Origin of the sequence: Nonomuraea sp. NPDC049725, assembly GCF_040674795.1 — a bacterium.
In the GTDB taxonomy this organism is placed as follows: Bacteria; Actinomycetota; Actinomycetes; order Streptosporangiales; family Streptosporangiaceae; genus Nonomuraea; species Nonomuraea ceibae.
This window is the reverse complement of record NZ_JBFANJ010000011.1, coordinates 175,295-193,772: the sequence shown is the minus strand read 5'-3', so window position 1 is coordinate 193,772 and position 18,478 is coordinate 175,295. Positions and strand designations below refer to the sequence as shown.

Below are 18,478 nucleotides of genomic sequence, written 5' to 3'. Positions count from 1 at the left end.
CCACGGAGACAATAAAACGAAAACGGTTTTCATTGCTACACGCTTCGAGGGCCTTTGTCTAGATCTTGAAAATGATTACCGTTATTTCGTACGATCTCGCCTCATGTCGCCACTGAACGACCGAGCGGACCGCGCCGGGCGCACCGCGATCGCCGGATCCGCCACCGGTGGCGCCGCGGCAGCCGTACAGGACCTGGACCGGCTGATCCTGCTCGGCATCGCCGCCGACCTGCACCGGCGCACCCGGCTGCGCGACGGCGGAACGCACGATCCCGGCGCGGTCGCGCAGGACCTCGGCACCGCACCCCGCCACCGGTGGATCCCCGGGCACTGGCTCGCCGCACTCCACGAGCACGGCCTGGCCGGCCGCGACGCCGCGGGCGGCTACCACGGCCTGCGCGCACCACGCCGGGCCGAGCTGGCCGAAGCCCGGGCCCGCATGGAGTCCGCGCGGGCGGCGCTCGGCTACCCCGCCGAGCTCGCGGACCTGATGCTGCGGTCGCTGCGGGAGCTGCCCGCGCTGCTGCGCGACGAGGTCGGCGTGCAGGCGCTGCTCTACCCGGACGGCGAGCCGGGCACCGCCGAGGCCGTGTACCGCGGCAACCTGATCAGCCGCTACCTCAACACCGCCGCGGCCGAGGTGCTGAGGGATCTCGCCGGACGGACCGGCCGTCCACTGCGCATCCTCGAACTGGGCGCCGGCATCGGCGCGACCACCGCCGACCTGCTGCCCGCGCTGGACGGCCGTCCGGTCGAGTTCTACCTGTTCACCGACCTGTCGCCGTTCTTCCTCGACGCCGCGCGGCGGCGGTTCGGCGCGGGCTTCCTGCGTTACGCGCTGCTCGACATCGCCCGCGACCTGCCGCGCCAGCCGGGAGAGCTGGACCTGGTCGTCGCGGCGACCATGGCGCACAACGCCCCGCACGTCGGCCGCCTGCTCGACCGGATCGCCGCGCTGCTGGCCCCCGGCGGCCGGGTGCTGCTCATCGAGACCGTCCGCGAACACCCCCAGTCGCTGACCTCCATGCCGTTCGCGCTGTCCACCGCGGACGGGCCGCCCGAGCGGCACGACGCCCGAGCCGGCACCACCCGCACCTACCTGCGCCGCGAGGAATGGCTGGCCGCCCTCGAAGGCAGCGGGCTGCGCGTCGACGTGGACCTGCCCCGGCGGGACGACCCTCTGACCGCGCTGTCGCAGCGCCTGTTCGCCGCCACCCGCTGATCACTGACGATGGGAGTGCCCATGAAGGAACTGGCCGAGATCTGGTCGGAGCTGCTCGTCCTGCCGCCCGAGGAGATCCCGTACGACACCGGCTTCCTGCGCCTGGGCGGCGACTCCGTCCTCGCGGTGCGCATGTCCGCGCTGGTGCGCAAACGCCTCGGCGTCGCGCTGGCCCTGTCCGACGTGCGCGTGGACACCACACTGAACGAGCTGGCCGAGCTCGTCCGGCGACGCGCGGCCGGGGGCCCCGGACCGCGGGCCCTGCCGATCACGGTCACCCCGCGCCCGGACCCGCACGCCGAGTTCCCCCTGCTCCCCCTGCAGCAGGGGTACTTCGTCGGCCAGCAGGACGGCTGGGAGCTGTCCTACGACTCGGCCCACTACTACCTCGACCACGCGCTGACCGGCGTCGACGGCGACGAGGCCGCCGACGCGCTCACGGACGCGATCGAGCGGCTGGCCGCGCACCAGCCCACGCTCCGGGCGCGCGTCACCTCCGACGGCCGCCAGCACGTCCTGCCCGCCGGCGCTCCCGGCGCCGTGCCGCGGGTGCGGGTGTACGACCTGCGCGAGGCGAGCCCGGACGAGATCGCCGCCACGCTGCGGGACGTACGGCACGAGATGAGCACCAGCGGCCCCGACCCCGCCCGCGGCCCCGGGCTGGACGTGCGGCTGACCTTGCTCCCGGAGGACGAGGGGCGGCTCCACCTGGGCCTGAGCCTGCTCGTCTTCGACGGCTGGTCGTCCAGCGTGCTCAGCCGCGACCTGCTCACCTTCGCCGCCGACTGGAACGCCGCCCTGCCGCCGCTGGAGATCCACTTCGGCGACTACGTGGCCTCGCTCGCCGGCCTGCCCGCCACCGAGGCGTGGCAGGCCGACCGCGACTGGTGGTGGTCCCGCCTGGAAGCGCTTCCCGGCCCGCCGGCCCTGCCGCTGGCCGCCGACCCGCAGCGGGTGCGCCCGGTCACAATGGGCAACCGCGAGCATCGCTGGAGCGCCGATCGCTGGAGCGCGCTGCGGCAGCAGTGCACGAGCCGGGGCGTCACCCCGTCCACGGCCATGCTCACCGCGTTCGGCGTGGTGCTGGCCCGCTGGGCCGGGCATCGCCGGATGCTGCTGAACTCCCTGCAGCTCAACCGGCTGCCGCTGCACCCCGACGTGCAGCGGGTCGTCGGCGCCTTCGCCGCCACCATGCTGCTCCCCCTCGACCTCGACCCGGCCGCCACGTTCGCCGAGCTCGCCACCGCCGCGCAGGCGGCGTCCGGCGAGCACGCGGCGCACAACCTGGTCACCGGCGTGGAGGTGGGCCGGGAGCTGGCCCGCCGACGCGGCAGCCGGCGGCCGGTCGGGCCGGTGGTGTTCCAGAGTGTGCTCGGCGTCGACGCCGCGATGGGCGGCCGCCCTCCGGAGGACGCCGGGCCGCTGGGCCGGGTGGTCGCCTCCGACTACTTCCACCAGTTGCGCACCCCGCAGGTCACGATCGAGGTGCGCTGCTTCGAGCTCGGCCCGGAGATGGTCGCGGTCTTCTCCCTCGTCGAGGAACTCTTCGACCCCGATCAGGTGACGGCGGCCTTCGCCGAGTTCGTCGACCTGGTGGACGCCCTCGCCGACGGCTCCGGCTGGGACCGGGTGCCGGACCTGCCCGAGGCCGCTGAACCCGCGCCGGACGAGAGGCTGCGTCTCGGCCTGCTGCCGGAAGCGGCCGTCCGCCACCAGGAGGGCCCGCCCGCCGACGACCTGGAGCAGGCGGTCGCCGACGTCTTCGAAGACCTCCTGGAGGTTCCCGTGCTGGACCGGGGCGCGGACTTCTTCGGCCTGGGCGGGGACTCCCTGCTCGCGGTGCGGGCCGTGGTGCGCCTGGCCAAGGAGGCCGGGGCGTCCGTTCCGGTACGCGAGTTCCTGGCCGACCCGACCGTGGCCGGGGTGGCGCTGGCCGTCCGCACCCGTCTCGGGGACGGGCGATGATCGGGCTGCTCGGCGCCACCGGCGCGGTGGGCCGGACGGCCGCTCAGCGCATCGCGGCCTTCGGCCTCGGCCCGTTGCGCGTGGGCGGTAGGAACGTGGCGGCAGCCGCCGACGTCGCCGCCTCCCTCCCCGGCCCGGCCCACGCCGTGCGCGTGGACCTCGGCGACCCCGCCGAGCTGGCCGCCTTCTGCGACGGCTGCCGGATCGTGGTCAGCTGCGCCGGGCCCACGTACCGGGTCCTGGACACCGTGGCCCGCGCCGCCTTCGCCGCCGGGGCCGACTACGTCGACATCGGCGGCGAGCTGGCCGCCAAGGACGCGCTCACCGGCCACCCCCTGGCGGGCGACCGTACCGCGGTGTTCTCCGCTGGAGTCATGCCGGGTCTGTCCGGGCTGCTGCCCAGGCTGCTGGCGAAGGGACGGGCGCCGCGCCGGCTCGACGTGTACGTGGGCGGCGCGGCCGTGTTCACCCCCCTGTCCGCCGTGGACGCGCTGCTCACCAGGGGGCCCAGGTTCGGGGCGCCGATGGCGGCCTGGCGCGGGGGCCGGGTCGAGCCGAACGCCCTCGCACCGCTGCACGGAGTGCGGCTGCCGGGCTTCCCCGTCCCCGTGCACGCCTGGCCGTACCTCACCACCGAGGCGCAGACCCTGGCCGCCGACACCCGCGCCGACGAGGTGCGGTGCTACAACGTCTTCGTCTCCGGCCGGCTCCCCGAGGCTCTCGCGGCGGCCTGGGCCGAGGCGGACGGCGCCGATCCCGCCGCGCTCGCCGGCTCCGTCGTGCGCGCCTCGCTGGCGGACAACGCCGACTTCGGCGCCTTCTACGTCATGCTCTTCACCGCCCGCCCCCGTCCCGGCGAGCCGCCCGGCCCCGGCCGGATCGTCCTCACGGCCGTCGACTCGTACGCGCTGAGCGGGGTGGTGATGGCGCTCGCCGCCCGCGCCGTGCTCACCGGCTCCGTGCCGCCGGGCGTCCATCTGGCGGCGGAGGTCCTGGACCCGGACGCCACCGCCGCCGAGCTGCGCGACGACCCGCTGGTCGAGGATTTCGTCGTCAGCTGACCCTCGCGCCGGGCCGGGGACGGCTCAGCAGGGATGGTGACGTGGCCCCGCGAGGTCGGCGAGCCTGGTGTCCTTGCCCGCGAGGATCGAGCTGACGTAGCCCATGACGAGGGGCACCCGGCTCAGCCGGAGCATCAGGCGCCGGACCCGCAGGTCGGCCGGTGAGGAGGGCAGGAACCAGCGGGCCATCGACCGGGCGTTGCGCTGTTTGTCCTCGACCACGGGCCGCCACAGCCGCTCGAACCCGGCCGTGGCCCGCTCGATCGCCGGCTCGTGCGCGAGCCGGTCGGCGAGCAGGAAGGCGCCGGCGAGCCCGAGCGACGCGCCCTGCCCGGCGATCAGCGACACGGCGTGGGCGGCGTCCCCGATCAGGACGACCCGGCCGGTGCTCCACTCCGGAAGCTCGATCTGCGCGACCTGGTCGTAGTAGATCTCCTCGGCCGGCGGGCACCGCTCCAGCGCGCGCGGCGTCACCCATCCCAGGCCGGCGTAGGCCCGCTGGACGGCCGCGCGGGGGTCGTCCTGAGTCGCGGGGTCGGCGCTGCGGTGCACCGTGAACGCGGCGACCCGGCCGTCGCGGAGCGCGTAGAAGCCCATCTGCCGGTCGGCGGAGTCGGTGAGGCAGAACGCGTGCCTGACGGCGGCGTGCACGTCCGGCGCGTCGAAGACGAACGCCGCCGTGTGCAGGCCGAGGTAGCGCAGGTAGCGGTCCTCCGGTCCGAAGGCCAGCCGGCGGACGGTCGAGTGGATCCCGTCGGCTCCCACGAGCAGGTCGGCGTCCAGGGCACCGCCGTCGGCCAGCGTCACCGTCACGCCGCCGGGGCGGTTCGCCACGCCGGTCAGCGCCGTGCCGTAGCGCAGGTCGACCGAGGCCGGAAGGGCGTCTGCCAGGACGGCCTCGAGGTCGGGGCGCAGCAGGCTCAGCAGCGGGCCGCGCGAGAAGCTCTTGGTCCGGAGCGTGGCGCGGCGGCGGCCGTCCCGGTCGACCAGCTGCCCCTCGTCGTAGTGGTAGGCCGCTCGTTCCAGCGCGGGCAGCAGCCCCATCGCCTCGGCCGCCTCCAGCCCGGGGCCGAAGAAGTCGATCATGTATCCCTGCGGGCGGGGCCCGGGGGCGCGCTCGACCACCACGACCTCGCCGCCCAGGGCGGCGAGCCGGTGGGCCAGGGCCAGGCCGCTGATCCCGGCCCCGCAGATCACCGTTCGCACGCTCATCCCTCCTCGACCGGCGCGGGGACGAGCCTGTGGAGCACCGCCGAGAGATCGTCCGCCTTCAGGCCCAGGCCACGGTGCAGCAGGAGGCCGTCCACGGAGGCCGCCAGGACGGCTGCCGTCTCGAACGGGGCGGGCACCCCGTGCCGCTCCAGCCACCCGCCGAACCGCTGCCGGAACTCGGCGACCAGCTCGGCGATCCGCCCGCGCAGCTCGTCGTCGCGGGTGCTCGCCAGATACGCCTCGACGAACAGCAGCGAGCTCGCGTCGGCGCCGGTGTACTCCTCGGCCGACGCGAGCATCGTCCCGATCGCGTCGCCGGGCGACCGGGCGCCTTCCAGCAGCTCGTTCAGCCCGGCCAGCAGCTCCCTCATCCGGCCGGTCGCGGCCTCGCGCAGCAGGCTCGGCAGCGAGGGGAAGTGGTAGTGCACCACGCTCGGCGTCACCCCGGCGCGCTCGGCGAGGATCCGGGTGCTCACCGCCGCCCAGCCGCGTTCGGGGATGAGCTCCACCGCCGCGTTCAGCAAGCGTTTCCGCACGTCGCGTCCGCGCTCGGCCGCCGGGGACGTCATGGCTTCCTCCGATCAGGGCAGTCGTCCTGTACGACTGCCCTGATCGTATGCCCGGACGAGCCCGCGGGCAAGGGCCGGTCAGTGTTCCCAGGCCGCCGCGCCGCGCAGCAGGTGGTGATCCGACATGCCCGGCGTGCACGCCGCCGCGTCGCCGCGGACGGTCGTGAACCAGTAGTGGCTGAGGAAGACGTAATCGATCTTCCCGGGCTCGCTGACGTGGGGCGAGCACGGCAGCTTCGCCGTCGCCTCACCGCTCCTGCAGCGGTCCCGGGTCTGCGCGCACGCTGAGCCGAAGTGCTCCTTGTCGTTCTCGTCGACCTCCTGGAACACGCCGTGCCCGCCGGTGTGGCCGTACAGCGGGTCGAGGGTGTCGTCCGTCGGGAGCACGTTGAAGTCGCCGCCCAGCACCACCGGCTCGCCCTGGGCCGCGTAGCCCTCGGTCAGGGCCGCCACGCGCTCCACCTGGAGCCTGGCGGTCGCGTCGTCGGGGTCGATGTGGGTGTTGCAGGCGCGGACCTGGCGGCCGGTGACGGTGGCGCGGGCGCACAGCAGGATCCGGTTCTCGACGTCGCGCGCCTCGGGCAGCGGGTGGACGACGCGGGAGCCGTTGTCGATCGTCCCGGTCCCGCCCTTGGCGAAGATCACCAGGCCGAAGCGCAGGTCGTCGCCCCAGCGCGAGCAGCCGGGGGCGGACGGCAGGGCCGCCGCCCACACCGAGTCGTACCGGGGCTCGCCCGTACGGCCGCGCAGGTGGTCGCGCAGCAGGGTCCACTGCCCGTAACAGACCTCCTGGAGCATCACGAGGTCGGCGTCCCAGGTGTCCAGGGCGCGCACGACCACGTCCCGCCACGCGATCGCGGAGTCCTCGTAGATCGGCGGGCAGTGGCTCGCGCCGCCGCAGACGTTGTAGCTGATGAACCGCGGGCGCGGCCAGTTCTCGGCGTCGGGCGAGTCCGCATGGGCGGGCCCTGGGGCGAGCAGCGGGGCTAAACAGATGAGGGCGGAAAGGACCGTTCTGAGCGCTGCTCGCATGGGGCGAGCTCCTTCCTGTTGCGGTTCCGGCCTCACTCCACGGTGATGACCCGGTCGGTGAGCCTGGCCCGTTCGGCGGCGAAGACGGCCAGGTGGGAGGCGAGCGATTCGGCGGGGCCCGAGCGGATCAGGCCGCGATCGCCGGTGGCGACGGCGCGGACGAACGCCTCCATGAGCCGCTCGTCGCCGCCCGCGTGGCCGCCGCCCGCCGTGGGGTCGCCGGTCGGCGTGACGGCGATCGTCGTGGAGTCGCCGGTGCGGAAGTCCTCGACGACGACGCTCCGGCCGTCGCACGACAGCTCGCCGTGGGTGCCGAAGATCCGGGTACGGCGATGCCCGCCGGTGTTGAAGCCGGTCATGGTGAACGTGCCGGTGGCTCCCCCGTCGAATTCCAGGGCGACGACCTGGTGGTCGACGACGTCGTTGTCGCAGTCGTAGACGCACCTGCCGTACGGCCCGTGCCGGAGGGCGCCGGTGAGGGCCTCCTCGGTGAAGGTGGGCGTGACGACGCTCAGCGGCCAGCCGTGCCGCCCCTCGCGCAGCCGTCCGAAGTACAGGCGCGTCGCGGAGTACGGGCAGCCGGGCTCGACCGCGCAGTCGAGGCAGCGTGAGGCCGCTCCCTCGGGGCGGTTCTCCGGGCGGAAGTGCTTGAGCCCGCCGAAGCTCGACACCCGGCGGACCGGGCGGCCGACCACGTACTGGAGCCAGTCGAGGTCGTGCGACGACTTGGCCAGCAGCATGAAGCTGGCCTGGTCGGACCTGCGCCAGTTGCCGCGCACGTAGGAGTGCGCCTGGTGCCAGAAGCCCACGGGTTCGAGGTGCTGGACGGAGACGATCTCGCCGATCCGGCCCGAGCTCAGCACGGATCGCACGGTGTCGGTGTACGGCGCGTACCGCAGCACGTGACAGACGGCGAAGATCACCCCCGTCCGCTGGACGGCCGAGACGATGGCGCGGCACTCGGCCTCGGTCGGCGCCAGCGGCTTCTCGACGAGCAGGTGGCAGCCGAGCCCGGCGAAGGTCCGGGCCGGTTCGGCGTGGTCGGAGTCCTGGGTGGCGATCACGACGGCGTCGGCGATCCGGCCCGCCTCGGCCAGCTGCCTCCAATCGGGGAAGACCCGGGCGCCGCTCGGGCGGGCCAGGGCCTGGGCCCGTTCCTCGACCGGGTCGGCGACGGCCACGATCCGGGCCTGGTCAGGGTGCTCCAGCGCCCACCGGGCGTATCCGCTGCCGCGGTCCCCGGCTCCGACGATGGCCAGCGACACAGGTGACATGCTTCTCTTCTCAGCCATTCAGGTTGTCCAGCAGGGAACTTTCGACGACGTCCAGGGCGGTGCGCAGGGCCCCGGCGGTGACGGCCCGGTCTCCGAGCGACGACACCTCCAGCCGGGGCGGCAGCGAGGTCATCTGCGGCAGCCTGCGGCGGATCGGCTCGGCGATCTGCTCGCCGGCGGCCGCCACGCCGCCTCCGATGACGATCAGCTCAGGGTTCAGGAGCAGGGCCAGCGTGCCGACCGCCCTGGCGATGCGGGCCAGGATCTGCTCGAGGACCTGCTGGGCCTCCTCGTCGCCGTCACGGGCGGCGGCCATCAGGAGCGCGGCGTCGCCCGTCAGCCCCTCGGCCTGGCCGGCCGGCGGCTCGCCGTGCTCGCGCAGCCGGGCCACGACCTCCTTGCCGACATGGCTGGCCAGCGCGCCGATGCCCTCGGCTCCCGGGGTGTGCTCCAGCAGGCTGAGGAAGGCCATTTCACCGGCGCCCCCGTCGTGGCCGCGGAAGACCTGGCCGCCCGAGACGATGCCCGCGCCCAGGCGTTCGCCGGCCAGCACGTAGATGACGTCCTCGCTCGCGGCGGCCACGCCGCGCCAGCGCTCCCCCACCACGGCGAGGTTGGCGTCGTTGTCGGCCAGGACCGGCGCGCCGAACGAGCGGCCCAGCTCGGTCCTGAGGTTGAGGCCCTTCCAGTCGGGCAGCACGTCGCAGGCCAGCACCACCCCGGTGCGGGGGTCGACGACGCCGGGCGTGGCCGTGCACACCGCCAGGACGGCGGACCGGTCGACCCCGGCGGGCTTCAGCGCGGCTCGTACGGTCCTCCGAACACCGTCGAGCCGGGCCTTGCGGCCGAGTTCCTGCCCGAGCTGCCGCACCTCGGTGGCCAGGACGGCGCCGCGCAGGTCGGCCACCGAGACGACGCACTTGTGCACGCCGATGTCGATGCCGACGACGTAGCCCCGTTCCGCCCGCAGCCGGACGAGCCTGGCGGGACGGCCGCGGCGGCCGGCGGTGGCGTCCTCGGTCTCGGCGATCAGCCCGATCCTGCGCAGATCCTCGATCACCGCGTCGACCGTGGGCCTGGACAGGCCCGAGGCGTCGGCCAGCTCGGCGAGGCGGATCGTGTCGACCTCCCGCAGGACGGCCAGCGCCTTCTCGGCGTTGAGCCGGCGCAGCAAGGGAGCGGTCGCGGAAGACGTCATGGCAGCACTCTCTCGGGCAGACGGTGGGTTCCGGCGTGAGGCATGGTGTCACCCCTTCACGGCGCCGGAGGTGAGCCCGGCGACGATGCGGCGTTGGGCGAGCAGGACGAGGACGACCACCGGCACCGTCACCATCAGGGCGGCCGCGGCGATGGCGCCGTACGGCTGCTGGAACTCCGAGTCACCGGTGAAGAAGGCCAGCGCGGCGGGGACCGTGCGCGAGGCCTCGGTCGAGGTGAGCGAGATCGCGAACAGGAACTCGCCCCAGCAGCCCAGGAAGGTCAGCAGGAACGTGGTGACCACGCCGGGCACGGCCGCGGGCAGGACGACCCGGACGAGCGCCTGGAGCCGGGTGGCGCCGTCGACCTGCGCCGACTCCTCCAGCGCGCGCGGGATGGTGCGGAAGAAGGAGGTCAGCAGCCAGATCGCCAGCGGCAGCGAGAAGGAGACGTACGGGATGATGAGGCCGAGCCAGGTGTCGAACAGGCCGAGCTCGGTCCACAGCGTGAACAGCGGCCCGACCAGCGCGATCGCCGGGAACATCGTCAGGCACAGGGCCGTGCCGAGCACCAGCCCGCTGCCGCGGAAGGCCAGCCGCGCGATCGCGTAGGCCGCGAAGATGGCGACGATCACCGAGACGGTCGTGGCGATGAGCGAGATGCCCACGGAGTTGCCCAGCGCGCTGGTGAACACCGGCTTGGTGAACAGCCCGGTGTAGTTGTCGAGCGTCGGCGAGGCGGGCAGGAAGCGGCCGTCGTTCTGCAGGGTGGCGGGCTTCAGCGACAGGCTCACGACCCAGGCGATCGGGGCCAGGGTCCAGACCGCGACGGTCAGGGTGACCAGGATGTCCGCGACGCGCCGTTTCATGATTCACCTCTGAACGCTCTGACGAATCCGGCCGCGATCATCGCCACGCAGACGAACAGCAGCACCGAGACGGCCGAGCCGAGGCCGACCTCCAGGTCTCTGATCAGGAAGCGGTAGCTCAGGAACGACAGGGTCTCGGTGCCGACGGCGCCCTGCGTCTGGATGTAGACGGTGTCGAAGATCCGGAACGCGTCGAGCGTGCGGAAGAGCAGCGCCACCATGATCGCCGATCGGATGGCCGGGATCGTCACCCGCCACAGGCGCTGCCAGGCGCCGGCCCCGTCGACCTTGGCCGCCTCGTGGACCTCGCCGGGCACCGTGACGAGCCCGGCCAGCAGCATGAGCGCCATGAACGGCGTCGTCTTCCACACCTCGGTCAGCACGATCACCGTGTACGCCGACCAGGTCTCGCCGAGCCAGTTGAAGTCGCCGCCCACGAAGCCCACCGACGGCTGGAAGGCGAAGCGGAAGGCGAACGCCGACACCACGGTGAGCACGGCGTACGGCACGAGCACGACGGTGCGCAGCAGCTGCCTGCCCCACAGGACCTTGTGCATGGCCAGCGCCAGGGCGAAGCCGAGCACGAACTCGATGCCCACGCTGGTGACCGTCAGGATGACCGTCGAGGACAGGTCGCGCCACCAGTCGCCGCTGGTGAGGATCTCGCGGTAGTTGCCGAGCCCCGCGAACGCGCGCTCGCCGGGGGCGCTCAGGGAGTAGCTCTCCAGCGACAGCGCGACGGTCCGCAGGACGGGCACCACCGTCACCGCCGTCATGAGGAGCAGCGCCGGGCCGGCCATGAGCCAGCCCAGCCGCCGCTCGGTGCGGATCCGGTTCACTGTCCCACGGCCTCGGCGACGGCCGTGTGGGCCTTGGCCGCGGTGTCGGGGGTCACCGACGCGGGCGGGTGGAAGGCGGTCTGGATCGCGGTCGACAGGGCGTTGTACTTGCGCACCATCGGCCGGGGCTCCGCCTCGGCGATCGAGTCGCGCATGACGTCGGCGAACGGGAACGCGGCGCGTACCTCGGCGTCGTCGTAGACCGAGGCGCGGGCGGCGGGGATGCCGGCGCCCATCATGAAGCCCTTCTGCGACTGCGCGGAGGTCAGGCAGGCGATGGCCGCGTAGGCGCTCTCGCGCTGGTCCTCCGGCGTGCCGGCGCCGATGGCGAGGTTGGAGCCGCCGAGCGGCGGGGCGCTGGGCCGGTCGGCGGCGACCCTCGGGTAGCGGGCCCAGCCGTAGTCGTCGAAGACCTTCTTGAACGCGGGCTCCTTCGCGGCGCGCTCGGCGGCCGCGGCGTAGACGTAGCCCCAGTTCGTCATGAACGACGCCTCGCCCTGCTCGAAGGCGGCGCGCATGGTCTCCTCGTCGAGGGTGCTCAGGCCCTTCAGCGCCGCCGGGCCGGTGGCCAGGGAGCCGATGACGGTGGCGGCGGCCCGCCCGGCGTCGCCGTCGAGTCCGGGACGGCCCTCGGCGTCGACGACCTGCCCGCCCGCCGAGGCGACGAGCGCGTTGACGAAGACCGTGTACCCCTCGTAGCGGTTGCCGGGCGTGGCCACTCCGCGCTCGCCGTCGGGCAGGCGGCCGGCCGCCGCCAGGAGCTGTTCCCAGGTCAGCTCGCCCTTGGCCGGGTCGATGCCCGCCTGCGCGGCTCGCGACTTGCGGTACCAGAGCAGCTGCGAGCCCGACAGCAGCGGCGCCGCGTAGAGTTCGCCCTTCCACGTGGCGGACTTGAGAGCGCCGTCGAGCGTGCCGTCGGTGACGGTCCTGGCGGTGGCGTCGGGCAGCGGCAGGATCCAGCCGGCCTCGGCGAACTCGGCCGTCCACACGACGTCCATGGTGATGAGGTTGACCGCCCGGTCCTTGGCCGACAGCCGCCGGACGAGCTGCTCGCGCTGCTTGTCGGAGCCTTCGGGGAGGGTCTCGACCTTGATCGTGTACTTGCCGTCGCGCGTGCAGGCGGCCACGGCTTCCCGCGTGGGCGTCTCGGCGTTCGGGCCCTGCCACCAGGTGAGCGCGACGGGGCCGTCGCTCCCGGCGGCGGCGCACGCGGTCAGCGGCAGGGCGGTGAGTGCGGCCGCCGCGAGCCGAAGCAGATTCCTCATGAGGGGGTCCTTGGGTCGGTGGGGTGCGGAGGGTTGCTCTTTTTTTCAGGGTCATTTATTAATTGACCCTGAAGAATAGGAGCCGCTCGATGCGCCGTCAAGACACGGGTCTCGGTCGGGCCGGCCACGAGAACGAAGGACGCACATGCCCAGCACAGCCTTAACGTCCCTGGTAGCGGCCCTGACCGTGCTGCTGCCCGCCACGGCCGGAGCGACCCCGCCCGGCCTGCCCCCGGGCGTCAGCCTGACCACGCTCTCGCTGGGCGCCCAGGACGCCGACGACCACTGGACGGTCCACGTCTACCTGCCCGCGACCCTCGACGGCCCGGCCGCCACGGCGGGCACCGCGCTCGGACCGAGGCAGATCGCCGACCGGATCGCCGCCGCCCTGCGCGAGAAGGGCTTCACCCCCCGCGTCGAGCGGGTCGACCTCCCGGACTTCGCCGACCGCCCGGCGGACGTCCTCGGGTGGACCGTACGGGTGGGCCGCTACGCCACCAGCGGCGAGGCGTCCGCCGAGCTGACCCGCATCAGGGCCGCGGGCTTCGCCGGCGGCACCCGCTACACCGCGCAGGACGGCGCCGACGCGAACGCGCCCCAGAAGGTGCACGTGCTGCGCGTCGACTTCCGCGAGTTCCGCGGCACCGTGGACACCGAGTTCGGGCAGGCGCTCAACGGCCCCGAGACGCTGACCGACCTCATGGCCGCGACCGGCGCCGCCGCCGGGATCAACGCCCAGTGGTTCTACAACCGGGCGCCCGGCGGCCTGTACGTCAAGAACGGCAAGCTCATCGGCTCCGCCACCCAGGGCCGCGGCGGCATCAAGATCACACACGGCGGCCGCCGGGTCGACGTCGACGCGTTCACCGCGCGCGTGACGCTGCGCGCGGGCGGGGCGACGGCCGAGATCGACGGCGTCAACCGGCTGCCCGGCGAGGTGTGGAACTGCGGCGGCGTCGGCGGCGACCAGCCCACCGAGAAGCCCCAGCACGACCTCAGGTGCACCGACTCCAGCGAACTGGTGCTCTTCACCCCCGAATGGGGCGTGCCACCCGCGGGCGAGGGCGCCGAGGCCGTGCTCGACGCCGACGGCACCGTGCTCGCGGTCAACACCACGCGCGGCGCCGCCGTCCCGGCCGGCGGATCGGTCGTCCAGGCCATCGGCGACAGCGCCGCCTGGCTGCTCGGCCACGCCGCCCCGGGAAGCAAGCTGACCGTCACCGAGCGCGTCGAGGACAGCAGGGGCCACCGCGTACCCCTCACCCCCGACACCACGATCCTGCAGGTCGGGCCCACCCTCGTCCGTGACGGCAGGATCTCCGTCAACGCCGGCGCCGACGGGCTGATCCGGGAGGGCGCCGACCAGACGTTCACCTACAACTGGACGCTGCGCGCCAACCCGCGATCCATGATCGGCATGGACGACCGCGGGCGCCTGATGCTCGTGGTCGTCGACGGCAGGCAGGCCGGATACAGCGAAGGGCTCGGGATCGCGCGGACGGCCGAGCTGATGAAGCGGCTCGGCGCGGTGGAGGCGATGAACCTCGACGGCGGCGGCTCCAGCGTGCTCGCCACGTCCGGAGCGGGCATCGTCAACCGGCCCTCCGACGCCACGGGACAACGCTCCCTGGGCAACGCCATCCTGCTCAGACCGTAGCCGGGGCCCCGGCATTCAGTCGTCGAGGGCCTGGTAGAGGGTGGTCCAGAAGTCGTGGAACAGCCGCGCCGGGGCCGGGGTGGACATCCCGGTCTGGGTGAGCAGGATTCCCGTGAGCTGGTTGGCCGGGTCGGCGTAGACGGTGGTGCCGGTTCCGCCGTCCCAGCCGAACTGGCCGACGGGAGCGTAGTCGCTCCGGTGGGTGCGCACCGCCATGCCGTAGCCCCAGCCGCCGTGCAGCGCGAGCCCGGCCGACAGGTGCGCGATGTTCCGGTACATGCTGTCGCGGGCGGCCTGCTGCTCGGGCGTGAGGCAGTTGGTGGTCATCAGCTCGACGGCGGGCCGGGACAGGATCCGCCGCCCCTGGTGCACGCCGTGGTTCAGCAGCATCCGGAAGAATGCGTGGAAGTCGTCGACGGTGGAGACCAGCGCGCAGCCCTGGAACACCGGGGGCCGGCTGACCCGCCCGCCCTCGGCCTCGTCCCACACGAGGAACTCCCCGGTCCGCGGATCGGGCCCGTACAGGGGCGGCAGCCGGTCGATCTTGGCGGCGGGCACGTGGTGGCCGGTGTCGATCATGCCCAGCGGGTCAAGGACGCGTTCGCGCAGGAACGTCCCGAACGGCCGGCCGGTGACCCTGGCCACGAGCACGCAGAGCACCTCGTGGCTGAGGTCGTACTGCCACCGCTGCCCGGGCTGGTACGACAGGGGCAGCTCGCCGAGGCGGCGCATCCACTCGTCCGGATCCGGCGCCGGTCCGGACGCCACGCCGTAGTCGGTCGCCTCGAAGAGCGCGGCCCTGATCGGGGCGTTCAGCAGCTCGAAGTCCATGCCGAGCCCGAGCGTCGAGGTGAGCAGGTCCCGTACGGTGATCGGCCGGTCGGCCGGCACAGTGTCGTCCAGCGGCCCGTCGGGACGCTTCAGCACCTTCCGGTCGGCGAGCTCGGGCAGCCACTCGTCGACCGGGTCGTCCGGCCGCAGCCGGCACTCGTCGAGCAGGACCATCGCCGCGGCCATCGTGACCGGCTTGGACACCGACGCCATCCGGAAGATCGTGTCCCGGCGCATCGGCGCGCCGCCGTCGTGCCGCATCGTCCCGAGCGCTTCGACGTGGGTCCGGTCTCCCCTGCTGACGAGGGCGACCAGCCCGGGGATCTTCCCGGACTCGACATGGCGCGCCAGCACCTCGCGCAGTCTGCGCAGCCCCGCGTCGGAGAAGCCGCCGTTGCTCTGTCCCATCATGAGCCTCCTGGTCTTCGCCCCTTCGAGGGGGCGTGGTGTTCGCCCCTCCGAGGGGCCTTGCGGGGAGCGTGCACCCTGCCCTTAGGTCAACGTCAACCCGGTCGCGTCACCCGTGAACGTGAGGGCCGCCGGTACGCTGTGCCGATGGCAGACGGGCTCACGATCGGTCAGGCGGCGGCGTTCGTGGGCGTCACGATCAAGACCGTGCGGCACTATCACCGGCTCGGCCTGGTCGCCGAGCCGGAGCGGGACGGGTCGGGCTACCGGCGCTACCGGTCGACCGACCTGCTGCGGCTGGTCCAGGTCCGGACGCTGGCCGAGGCCGGTGTGCCGCTGGCGGAGATCGGTGACCTGCTCGACTCCGGCCCCGAGGAGTTCGCCGCGTCGCTGCACGACGTCGAGCGGCGGCTCACCCAGCGGATCGAGGACCTGACCGCGCGCCGCGACACGCTGCACCGGCTCGCCCACGGTGACCGGGCCCTGCTGCCCGACCGGGCCTGCGCGGTCCTGGAGCGGCTCGCCGAACTCGGCTTCGGCCCTGACTACGTGGCCGCCCAGCGGGAGGCCCTGCTGCTGGCCCGGGCACTCGTCCCGGAGATCTTCGAGAGCTTCCTGACCCGGCTCGAACACTCGCTTGACGATCCCGAGCTCGTCGAGCTGACCAAGCGCGGCGTCGATGCGATGTCCTGGGATCCCGGCGACCCGCGGATCGAGGAGCTGGCGTCCGCGCTGGCCGACAGGCTGCTGGCCGACCGCGCGCTGCTGGCGCCGCCGCCCGCGTCCCGGAGCCGGTCCGACGCCGCCGCCCGCTACGGCCTGGTCAACCACCACCGGGAGGACGAAGCGCCGAGCATCGCCCGGTTGAACGCGCTGGTCGAGGCGAAACTACGCGCGGCGGGCATCGACGTCCCGCGCCAATGACCGGCGTTCGCGGTCGCCTGAGCACCGGAGCCGGCCGTGGTCACACCGCGACGAACGGCTCCGTCAGGTGCGGCGTCGCCAGGTGCAGCGTGGTGGCGGTCGCGCGGTCGAGCATGCGCTTCCTTGACCGCCTGGCCGCCTCGGGGTCGAGCTCGTGCGCGTAGGCGAGCTCGGGGTGGAGGACCTGGAGCGCGTGCACCAGGAGGTCGCCGGTGACGAGCACCAGCTCGCGCCCGTCGCCCACCACCACGCTCTGGTGCCCGGGCGTGTGACCGGGCGTCGCGACGATGCGCCCGGCGCGCAGCCGCGTGTCCCCGTCGAGAAGCCGGAGCCGGCCGGCCGCCTCCAGCGGGTCGGTCAGGGTCTCGCGAAGCTGCGGGTTGAGCGCGTCGAGGGCCTCGAACTCGGCCCGCTGGAGCAGGTAGTCGGCATTCGGGAAGTACGGGCGACGGCCGCCGGGCGCGGGTGCGCCGTCCGCCGGCGGGACGGCCGCCTCGGTCACGACCGCCCACCCGACGTGGTCGGTGTGCAGATGCGTGAGCACCACGGTGTCGACCTCGGCCGGGTCGAGGCCCGCGGCCGCGAGTGAATCGGGGAGCCTGCCGGGCACGGGCGCCCACGAGCCGGCCGGGCTGTCCGCCGGGCCGATCCCGGCGTCCACGACGGTGAGGCCCTGGTCCCCGCGGATGGCGTACGCGCGGAACTGGAGCCGCCAGCGGCCCTCGGCGTCGACCGCGCCCGGGTCGTAGCGGTCGGCCTCGGCCCACTGGGCGGCCGTGGCCTCGGGGAAGGCCTCGGCGCGCGGGGAGAAGAACGGGCCCTCGGCGTCGGCCAGGGCGATGATCTCGGCCGAGCCGATCCGGAGTCGGGGAACACGCAGGGACATGGCCGCGATCCTGCCACGCGCTCCGCACGGGGCGGTCACCCGCACATGATCACTGGGGACCGGGGAGCGGAGCCGGCTCGGGGAGCGGGAAGAGGCCGAGGAACCGTTCGACCAGGTCCAGGGGGCCGTCGATCACCAGGTCGCCGGCCTTCAGCGCGTCGGCGACGGGCCGACCCTCGTGCAGCAGCGCGGTCAGCGTGGCGGGATCGGTGCCGATGACCACGTCCGCGTGCTCCGCCTCCCCGCGGGCGGCGTCGAGCCGGCCGCCGGCGATCTCGACGCGGAAGCGCTGCTCGCCCATGGTGAGGGCGATGACGGCGTCGAGCCCGGCCGCGGCTTCCGGGGCGAACAGCGCCCTGAAGGACAGGACCAGCGAGTCGACGCCGATCGCGGCGTCGTGCCGGAGCCTCGGCGAGCGGCTGGCCCAGCGGCCCAGGTGCTTGACGATCGGTTCGAGCTGCATGCCCCATTCGGTCAGGTCGTACACCCAGGAGCCGGCCGGGGCGGGCAGCTTGCGCCGCTGCACGATGCCGGCCTCGGCCAGCTCGCGGAGTCGCTGGGTCAGCACGTCCGGGCTGACGCCCGGCAGGCCGGTGCGCAGGTCGGTGAAGCGTTTGGGGCCGAGAAGCAGCTCGCGCACCACCAGCAGCGTCCACCGCTCCCCGATCAGGTCGAGCCCGTGCGACACCGCGCATCCGTCGTCGTACTTCCGCTTGCCCGCCATGCCGCGAGTCTAGCAGCCGTAGTTCTGAAACTTACCTCTCTAGTTGTTTTTTCCAATCAACTAGTTGTACGGTCCAACCACACGGTCACCGAAAGAGGAGAACGGACATGCCGCAGTTCATCATCGAAGCCCCCACCGGGGTTCGAGCCGACGCCAAGCAGAAGATGATGAAGCAGATCACCGAGGCGATCGACGCCGCCTACCGCATCCCCGACGTGCGGATCTGGCTCCGCGAGTACGCGCCCGACCAGGTGGCCCAGGACGGCCGGATCGCCGCCGAGCCGATCCGGCCGCTGTGCTTCCTCGAGGCGCCGGAGCTGTCCAGCCTGGACGCCAAGCGGAGCATGGCCGGAAAGATCCATGCCGCGATCGCCGAGGCGTACCAGGGCCTCGCCAACACCGACGAGACGCTGATCCTGATGAACCACTACCCGCTCGAGAACGCCGGCTGGGCCGGCCGCCTCCAGTCCGACGACCAGGAAGCCGTGCGAGCGATCGCCCAGCTGAACGGCTGACCCGGACAGCCCTTCGACCGGTGCCGCAG

17 protein-coding genes are annotated in these 18,478 nt (G+C 73.4%); 6 read left to right on the top strand and 11 right to left on the bottom strand.

Annotated features, from left to right (window positions below; genetic code table 11):
• Positions 1-103 precede the first annotated feature (103 nt).
• Genes AB0J53_RS28140 through AB0J53_RS28130 form a run of 3 tightly spaced genes read left to right on the top strand, consistent with a single transcriptional unit; the run spans position 104 to position 4,248 of the window.
• Positions 104-1,222: a class I SAM-dependent methyltransferase gene (locus AB0J53_RS28140; RefSeq protein ID WP_364177748.1), complete on the top strand. Its 1,119-nt coding sequence runs from the start codon at positions 104-106 to the stop codon at positions 1,220-1,222.
• A gap of 21 nt (positions 1,223-1,243) precedes the next feature.
• The gene (locus tag AB0J53_RS28135) at positions 1,244-3,187 is read left to right on the top strand and encodes a condensation domain-containing protein (RefSeq protein WP_364177745.1); all 1,944 of its coding nucleotides are present in this window, start codon (positions 1,244-1,246) and stop codon (positions 3,185-3,187) included.
• Positions 3,184-4,248 carry a saccharopine dehydrogenase NADP-binding domain-containing protein gene (locus AB0J53_RS28130; protein ID WP_364177742.1) on the top strand — a complete coding sequence of 355 codons (1,065 nt, stop codon included), beginning with the start codon at positions 3,184-3,186 and terminating at the stop codon, positions 4,246-4,248. Before AB0J53_RS28135 ends, AB0J53_RS28130 begins: the two co-directional genes overlap by 4 nt.
• A 24-nt stretch (positions 4,249-4,272) precedes the next feature.
• On the opposite strand, the gene AB0J53_RS28125 is transcribed toward AB0J53_RS28130, so the two are convergent.
• The 8 genes from AB0J53_RS28125 to AB0J53_RS28090 all read right to left on the bottom strand — a co-directional run bounded on the left by AB0J53_RS28125 (position 4,273) and on the right by AB0J53_RS28090 (position 12,504).
• A complete protein-coding gene (locus AB0J53_RS28125; protein WP_364177739.1) occupies positions 4,273-5,460 on the bottom strand; it encodes an FAD-dependent monooxygenase in 1,188 nt (395 codons plus the stop codon).
• On the bottom strand, positions 5,457-5,996 hold the full coding sequence (locus AB0J53_RS28120; RefSeq protein WP_364177736.1) for a TetR/AcrR family transcriptional regulator: 540 nt from the start codon (positions 5,994-5,996) through the stop codon (positions 5,457-5,459). The genes AB0J53_RS28125 and AB0J53_RS28120 overlap by 4 nt, the downstream gene beginning before the upstream one ends.
• A gap of 111 nt (positions 5,997-6,107) precedes the next feature.
• Positions 6,108-7,061: an endonuclease/exonuclease/phosphatase family protein gene (locus tag AB0J53_RS28115; RefSeq protein ID WP_364177733.1), complete on the bottom strand. Its 954-nt coding sequence runs from the start codon at positions 7,059-7,061 to the stop codon at positions 6,108-6,110.
• Between the two features lie 32 nt (positions 7,062-7,093).
• Positions 7,094-8,335, bottom strand: a complete 1,242-nt coding sequence (locus AB0J53_RS28110) for a Gfo/Idh/MocA family oxidoreductase (protein ID WP_357589214.1) — start codon at positions 8,333-8,335, stop codon at positions 7,094-7,096.
• 10 nt (positions 8,336-8,345) lie between these two features.
• Positions 8,346-9,533 (bottom strand): ROK family protein, encoded by a 1,188-nt coding sequence (locus tag AB0J53_RS28105; RefSeq protein ID WP_364177729.1) that lies wholly within the window; start codon positions 9,531-9,533, stop codon positions 8,346-8,348.
• 48 nt (positions 9,534-9,581) lie between these two features.
• Positions 9,582-10,400 carry a carbohydrate ABC transporter permease gene (locus AB0J53_RS28100; protein ID WP_219509374.1) on the bottom strand — a complete coding sequence of 273 codons (819 nt, stop codon included), beginning with the start codon at positions 10,398-10,400 and terminating at the stop codon, positions 9,582-9,584.
• The gene (locus AB0J53_RS28095; RefSeq protein ID WP_219509373.1) at positions 10,397-11,239 is read right to left on the bottom strand and encodes a sugar ABC transporter permease; all 843 of its coding nucleotides are present in this window, start codon (positions 11,237-11,239) and stop codon (positions 10,397-10,399) included. Before AB0J53_RS28095 ends, AB0J53_RS28100 begins: the two co-directional genes overlap by 4 nt.
• The gene (locus AB0J53_RS28090) at positions 11,236-12,504 is read right to left on the bottom strand and encodes an extracellular solute-binding protein (RefSeq protein ID WP_364177725.1); all 1,269 of its coding nucleotides are present in this window, start codon (positions 12,502-12,504) and stop codon (positions 11,236-11,238) included. Before AB0J53_RS28090 ends, AB0J53_RS28095 begins: the two co-directional genes overlap by 4 nt.
• A 145-nt stretch (positions 12,505-12,649) precedes the next feature.
• On the opposite strand from AB0J53_RS28090, the gene AB0J53_RS28085 reads away from it, so the two are divergent.
• A complete protein-coding gene (locus AB0J53_RS28085; protein WP_364177723.1) occupies positions 12,650-14,161 on the top strand; it encodes a phosphodiester glycosidase family protein in 1,512 nt (503 codons plus the stop codon).
• Between the two features lie 15 nt (positions 14,162-14,176).
• Here the strand turns inward: AB0J53_RS28085 and AB0J53_RS28080 are convergent, their stop codons facing one another.
• Positions 14,177-15,403: a serine hydrolase domain-containing protein gene (locus AB0J53_RS28080; RefSeq protein WP_364177720.1), complete on the bottom strand. Its 1,227-nt coding sequence runs from the start codon at positions 15,401-15,403 to the stop codon at positions 14,177-14,179.
• A gap of 144 nt (positions 15,404-15,547) precedes the next feature.
• On the opposite strand from AB0J53_RS28080, the gene AB0J53_RS28075 reads away from it, so the two are divergent.
• Complete coding sequence (locus tag AB0J53_RS28075; protein WP_364177717.1) at positions 15,548-16,324, top strand: MerR family transcriptional regulator; 777 nt, start codon at positions 15,548-15,550, stop codon at positions 16,322-16,324.
• Between the two features lie 40 nt (positions 16,325-16,364).
• Here the strand turns inward: AB0J53_RS28075 and AB0J53_RS28070 are convergent, their stop codons facing one another.
• Both AB0J53_RS28070 and AB0J53_RS28065 read right to left on the bottom strand, forming a co-directional pair.
• Positions 16,365-17,210, bottom strand: a complete 846-nt coding sequence (locus tag AB0J53_RS28070; protein ID WP_364177714.1) for an MBL fold metallo-hydrolase — start codon at positions 17,208-17,210, stop codon at positions 16,365-16,367.
• Between the two features lie 49 nt (positions 17,211-17,259).
• Positions 17,260-17,934 (bottom strand): winged helix-turn-helix transcriptional regulator, encoded by a 675-nt coding sequence (locus AB0J53_RS28065; protein ID WP_364177711.1) that lies wholly within the window; start codon positions 17,932-17,934, stop codon positions 17,260-17,262.
• Positions 17,935-18,041: 107 nt separating this feature from the next.
• Between AB0J53_RS28065 and AB0J53_RS28060 the strand changes: the two genes are divergently transcribed.
• On the top strand, positions 18,042-18,449 hold the full coding sequence (locus tag AB0J53_RS28060) for a hypothetical protein (protein ID WP_364177708.1): 408 nt from the start codon (positions 18,042-18,044) through the stop codon (positions 18,447-18,449).
• Positions 18,450-18,478: the final 29 nt, after the last annotated feature.

Excerpts from the sequence above, each read along its gene's own strand:
- AB0J53_RS28140 (WP_364177748.1), top strand. The coding sequence starts at position 104 with ATGTCGCCACTGAACGACCGAGCGGACCGCGCCGGGCGCACCGCGATC.
- AB0J53_RS28135 (WP_364177745.1), top strand. The coding sequence starts at position 1,244 with ATGAAGGAACTGGCCGAGATCTGGTCGGAGCTGCTCGTCCTGCCGCCC.
- AB0J53_RS28130 (WP_364177742.1), top strand. The coding sequence starts at position 3,184 with ATGATCGGGCTGCTCGGCGCCACCGGCGCGGTGGGCCGGACGGCCGCT.
- AB0J53_RS28125 (WP_364177739.1), bottom strand. The coding sequence starts at position 5,460 with ATGAGCGTGCGAACGGTGATCTGCGGGGCCGGGATCAGCGGCCTGGCC.
- AB0J53_RS28115 (WP_364177733.1), bottom strand. The coding sequence starts at position 7,061 with ATGCGAGCAGCGCTCAGAACGGTCCTTTCCGCCCTCATCTGTTTAGCC.
- AB0J53_RS28110 (WP_357589214.1), bottom strand. The coding sequence starts at position 8,335 with ATGTCACCTGTGTCGCTGGCCATCGTCGGAGCCGGGGACCGCGGCAGC.
- AB0J53_RS28105 (WP_364177729.1), bottom strand. The coding sequence starts at position 9,533 with ATGACGTCTTCCGCGACCGCTCCCTTGCTGCGCCGGCTCAACGCCGAG.
- AB0J53_RS28100 (WP_219509374.1), bottom strand. The coding sequence starts at position 10,400 with ATGAAACGGCGCGTCGCGGACATCCTGGTCACCCTGACCGTCGCGGTC.
- AB0J53_RS28090 (WP_364177725.1), bottom strand. The coding sequence starts at position 12,504 with ATGAGGAATCTGCTTCGGCTCGCGGCGGCCGCACTCACCGCCCTGCCG.
- AB0J53_RS28085 (WP_364177723.1), top strand. The coding sequence starts at position 12,650 with ATGCCCAGCACAGCCTTAACGTCCCTGGTAGCGGCCCTGACCGTGCTG.
- AB0J53_RS28080 (WP_364177720.1), bottom strand. The coding sequence starts at position 15,403 with ATGATGGGACAGAGCAACGGCGGCTTCTCCGACGCGGGGCTGCGCAGA.
- AB0J53_RS28075 (WP_364177717.1), top strand. The coding sequence starts at position 15,548 with ATGGCAGACGGGCTCACGATCGGTCAGGCGGCGGCGTTCGTGGGCGTC.
- AB0J53_RS28070 (WP_364177714.1), bottom strand. The coding sequence starts at position 17,210 with ATGTCCCTGCGTGTTCCCCGACTCCGGATCGGCTCGGCCGAGATCATC.
- AB0J53_RS28065 (WP_364177711.1), bottom strand. The coding sequence starts at position 17,934 with ATGGCGGGCAAGCGGAAGTACGACGACGGATGCGCGGTGTCGCACGGG.
- AB0J53_RS28060 (WP_364177708.1), top strand. The coding sequence starts at position 18,042 with ATGCCGCAGTTCATCATCGAAGCCCCCACCGGGGTTCGAGCCGACGCC.